Origin of the sequence: Mesorhizobium sp. M7A.F.Ca.CA.003.01.2.1 (genome assembly GCF_003998945.1) — a bacterium.
Lineage (GTDB): Bacteria > Pseudomonadota > Alphaproteobacteria > Rhizobiales > Rhizobiaceae > Mesorhizobium > Mesorhizobium ciceri.
Genome location: NZ_RZRA01000606.1, coordinates 1 through 3520, shown reverse-complemented (window position 1 = coordinate 3520; position 3520 = coordinate 1). Strand labels below are relative to the sequence as shown.

Here is a 3520-nt window from a genome sequence, read left to right as displayed (position 1 = left end):
GCCCTTGGTGCCATCGCCTGTCCGGACCTCGATGTTTCGATAGCCGAGTTTTTCAAACCGCCGTTTCGCCGTTTCTGCCAAACCGGGATGACGCTCTATGGTGTAGACCTGTTCGACGATCCGGCTCATCACCGCGGCGGCGTAACCCGAGCCGGTGCCGATTTCGAGCACGTGGTCACCCGGTTTGACGTCCGCCATTTCGATCATGAATGCGACGATGTAGGGTTGCGATATGGTCTGGCCGTCGGCGATCGGCAGCGGCGTGTCTTCATAAGCAAATTCCTCGAAACCGGGTTCTACGAAGGCCTCGCGTGGAACTTCGCGCATCGCCTGCAGAATTTCACGGTCATGGATGCCACGCCGGCCGACGTGGATATTGACCATTCGATCACGGGCACGAGGAAGATCGAGCATTTTTTAGCTCCCTTTGGTGCAACGCTTCGAGGTTGTCCTTCGCGGTAGCTGCCTTGAACCTGGCCTTCGCGATTCCAGTTTCTAACCGCTGGAGGACTTCAAGGTTCCCGCCTATTTGCGGACAGAGCCGCTCGCTCCACCGGGATAGCGACCGGTCTCTTGGCCGCTCGGGTCGCGACACTGTCCCGGACGGCGGCAGTCGGGGGTTGCTCAAGCGCAAAGATGCCCCAGTTATCACCAGCGAACCGAAAGCTGGAGATGTCGATGAACGACAAGGCTGCCGCGACGCCGCAGGCTATCGGCCACGAACGGATCGACCTCATGGACCGTTACTGGCGCGCCGCGAATTACATCTCGGTCGGCCAGATCTATCTGCTCGACAATCCGCTGTTGCGCGAACCGTTGAAGGCCGAGCACGTCAAGCCTCGGTTGCTTGGCCATTGGGGCACGACGCCGGGCCTGAATTTTCTCTACCTGCATCTGAACCGCGTTATCCGCGAACGCGACTTCGATGTTCTGTTTATCTGCGGCCCGGGCCATGGCGGTCCCGCAATGGTCGCCAACACATGGCTCGAGGGCACCTATAGCGAGATCTATCCCGATATCGGGCAGGGCGAAGACGGCCTCAGGAAACTGTTCCGGCAGTTTTCCTTTCCCGGTGGCGTGCCAAGCCATGCCGCGCCCGAGACGCCAGGCTCCATCCATGAGGGCGGCGAATTGGGATATGCATTGGTTCATGCCTTCGGTGCGGCCTTCGACAATCCGGGTCTGGTGGTTGCCTGCGTCGTTGGTGACGGCGAAGCCGAGACCGGTCCGCTGGCGGCGGCATGGCATTCCAACAAGTTCCTGAACCCAGCGTCGGACGGCGCCGTCCTGCCGATCCTGCATCTCAACGGCTACAAGATCGCCAATCCGACGATCCTCGGCCGCATGGACGATCAGGAATTGCGAGACCTTTTCGCCGGCTATGGCTACGAACCGTTCTTCGTCGAAGGCCACGAGCCGCTTGCCATGCACCGGTCCATGGCCGCGACGCTCGACACGGTGCTCGATCGCATCCGTTCCATTCAGGAGCAGGCACGGGCTCCGGGATGGCATGGTCAACGCCCGAAATGGCCGATGATCGTGCTGCGCAGCCCCAAGGGATGGACCGGGCCGAAGGAAGTCGATGGCGAAAAAGTCGAGGGTTTCTGGCGCTCGCATCAAGTGCCGGTATCGAACGCTCGAGGGAATGAGGAGCACCGCAAGATCCTCGAAAACTGGATGCGAAGCTACGAACCGGGAGAGCTGTTCGACGAAAGCGGGCACCTGTTGCCGGAGCTTGCGGCACTTGCCCCGACAGGGACAAGGCGCATGGGCGCAAGCCCGTACGCAAATGGCGGCCTGCTGAAGCGCGATCTGATGCTTCCAGATTGGAAAAGCCTGGCCCTGGAAGTGCCGCGTCCAGGTGGCGTCATTGCCGAGGCGACGCGGATTTGCGGAAGCTATCTTCGCGAGGTGTTCCGCCTCAATGCCGAGGCGCGAAACTTCCGCCTGATGGGGCCGGACGAGACATCCTCCAACCGCCTCGACGACGTGTTCGAGGTCACCGATCGGATCTGGATGGAGCGCATCGAGCCCTATGACGTCCATCTTTCCCGTGATGGTCGCGTCATGGAAGTGCTGAGCGAGCATCTCTGCCAGGGCTGGCTTGAAGGCTATCTGCTCACCGGCCGCCATGGCCTGTTTTCATGCTATGAGGCCTTCATTCATATCGTCGATTCGATGGTCAACCAGCATGCCAAATGGCTGAAGACCTCCGGCGAGCTCGCTTGGCGCAAGCCGATCGCCTCGCTCAATTACCTTTTGACCTCGCATGTCTGGCGGCAGGATCACAATGGTTTCAGCCATCAGGATCCGGGCTTTGCCGATCTGGTCGCCAACAAGAAGGCCGACACGGTAAGGCTCTATTTCCCGCCGGACGCCAACACCCTGTTGTGGATCACCGATCATTGCCTGAGAACCTATAACCGCATCAATGTCATCACCGCCGGCAAGCAGCCGGGACCGCAATGGCTGTCCATTGAAGAAGCCGGAGCGCATTGCAAAGCTGGAGCGGGCATCTGGGAATGGGCCGGCACGGTTGCTCAGCACGAGGAGCCCGATGTGGTCATGGCCTGCGCCGGCGATGTGCCGACCCTGGAAACACTGGCCGCGACAGACATTCTGCGCTCCGCGATCCCCGACCTGAAAATCCGCGTCGTCAATGTTGTCGATCTGATGACATTGCAGTCGAACACGGAGCATCCGCACGGCCTGCCCGACGGGGACTTCGACGCGTTGTTCACGAAAACACGGCCCGTCATCTTCGCCTATCACGGCTATCCCTATCTCATTCATCGCCTGACATACCGCCGCGCCAACCATGACAACATGCATGTGCATGGCTTCCGCGAGGAGGGCACCACGACGACGCCATTCGACATGGTGGTGCTCAATGAACTCGACCGCTACCATCTCGCGCTCGCCGCCATCGAACGCGTGCCGGGACTGGCCGAAAGGGCCGAAGGGCTTGCCGGCGAACTCCACGGCAGGTTGGCGAAGCACAAGGCCTATGTGCGCGAGCACGGCGAAGACATGCCCGAAATCCAGAAATGGAGCTGGCCCGACAAAGCCGCGACAAAGGGGCGCCAATGATGCGTCGGTCGATCCTGGCGCTGAATGCCGGCTCGTCCAGCATCAAGTTTGCGCTTTACGATCTTGTCTCATCACGGGATATGCAACTCGTTTCACGCGGCACGCTGGACCTGGGCGACAAACCCACACTGCGCGCAAAAGCGGCCGACGGAACGGGGCAGTGCGATCGGCCGCTCACCGCCGACAAGCGGCATGACGCGGCCATAGGCGAGATGCTGAATTGGGTGCAGGGCGAAATTGGGGAAAGAAACCTGATCTGCGCCGGCCATCGCATCGTGCATGGCGGAAGCGAGTTCATCGAACCTGTCCGTCTGACCCCAGACATCATCGACGCCATCGACAAACTTACGCCGCTTGCTCCGCTGCATCAGCCTCGCAGTCTCGCGCCCGTCCGTGCAATAGCCGCCTTGCAACCGGACCTGCCACAGGT

2 protein-coding genes and 1 pseudogene are annotated in these 3520 nt (G+C 60.7%); 2 read left to right on the top strand and 1 reads right to left on the bottom strand.

Annotated features, from left to right (window positions below):
• A partial coding sequence (locus EN969_RS22090; protein ID WP_281060022.1) for an rRNA adenine N-6-methyltransferase family protein occupies positions 1-414 on the bottom strand: 414 nt, incomplete at its 3' end.
• A gap of 264 nt (positions 415-678) precedes the next feature.
• Here EN969_RS22090 and EN969_RS22085 point away from each other — a divergent pair.
• Both EN969_RS22085 and EN969_RS22080 read left to right on the top strand, forming a co-directional pair.
• Entirely contained in the window at positions 679-3090 is a 2412-nt protein-coding gene (locus EN969_RS22085) for a phosphoketolase family protein (protein ID WP_063168032.1), read from the top strand.
• Positions 3087-3520 (top strand): annotated as a pseudogene (locus EN969_RS22080) (acetate kinase); the annotation flags it as partial. The gene EN969_RS22085 and the pseudogene EN969_RS22080, both read left to right, overlap by 4 nt.

Bases quoted from the DNA above. Each gene is read 5' to 3' on its own strand.
- EN969_RS22085 (WP_063168032.1), top strand. From the start codon at position 679: ATGAACGACAAGGCTGCCGCGACGCCGCAGGCTATCGGCCACGAACGG.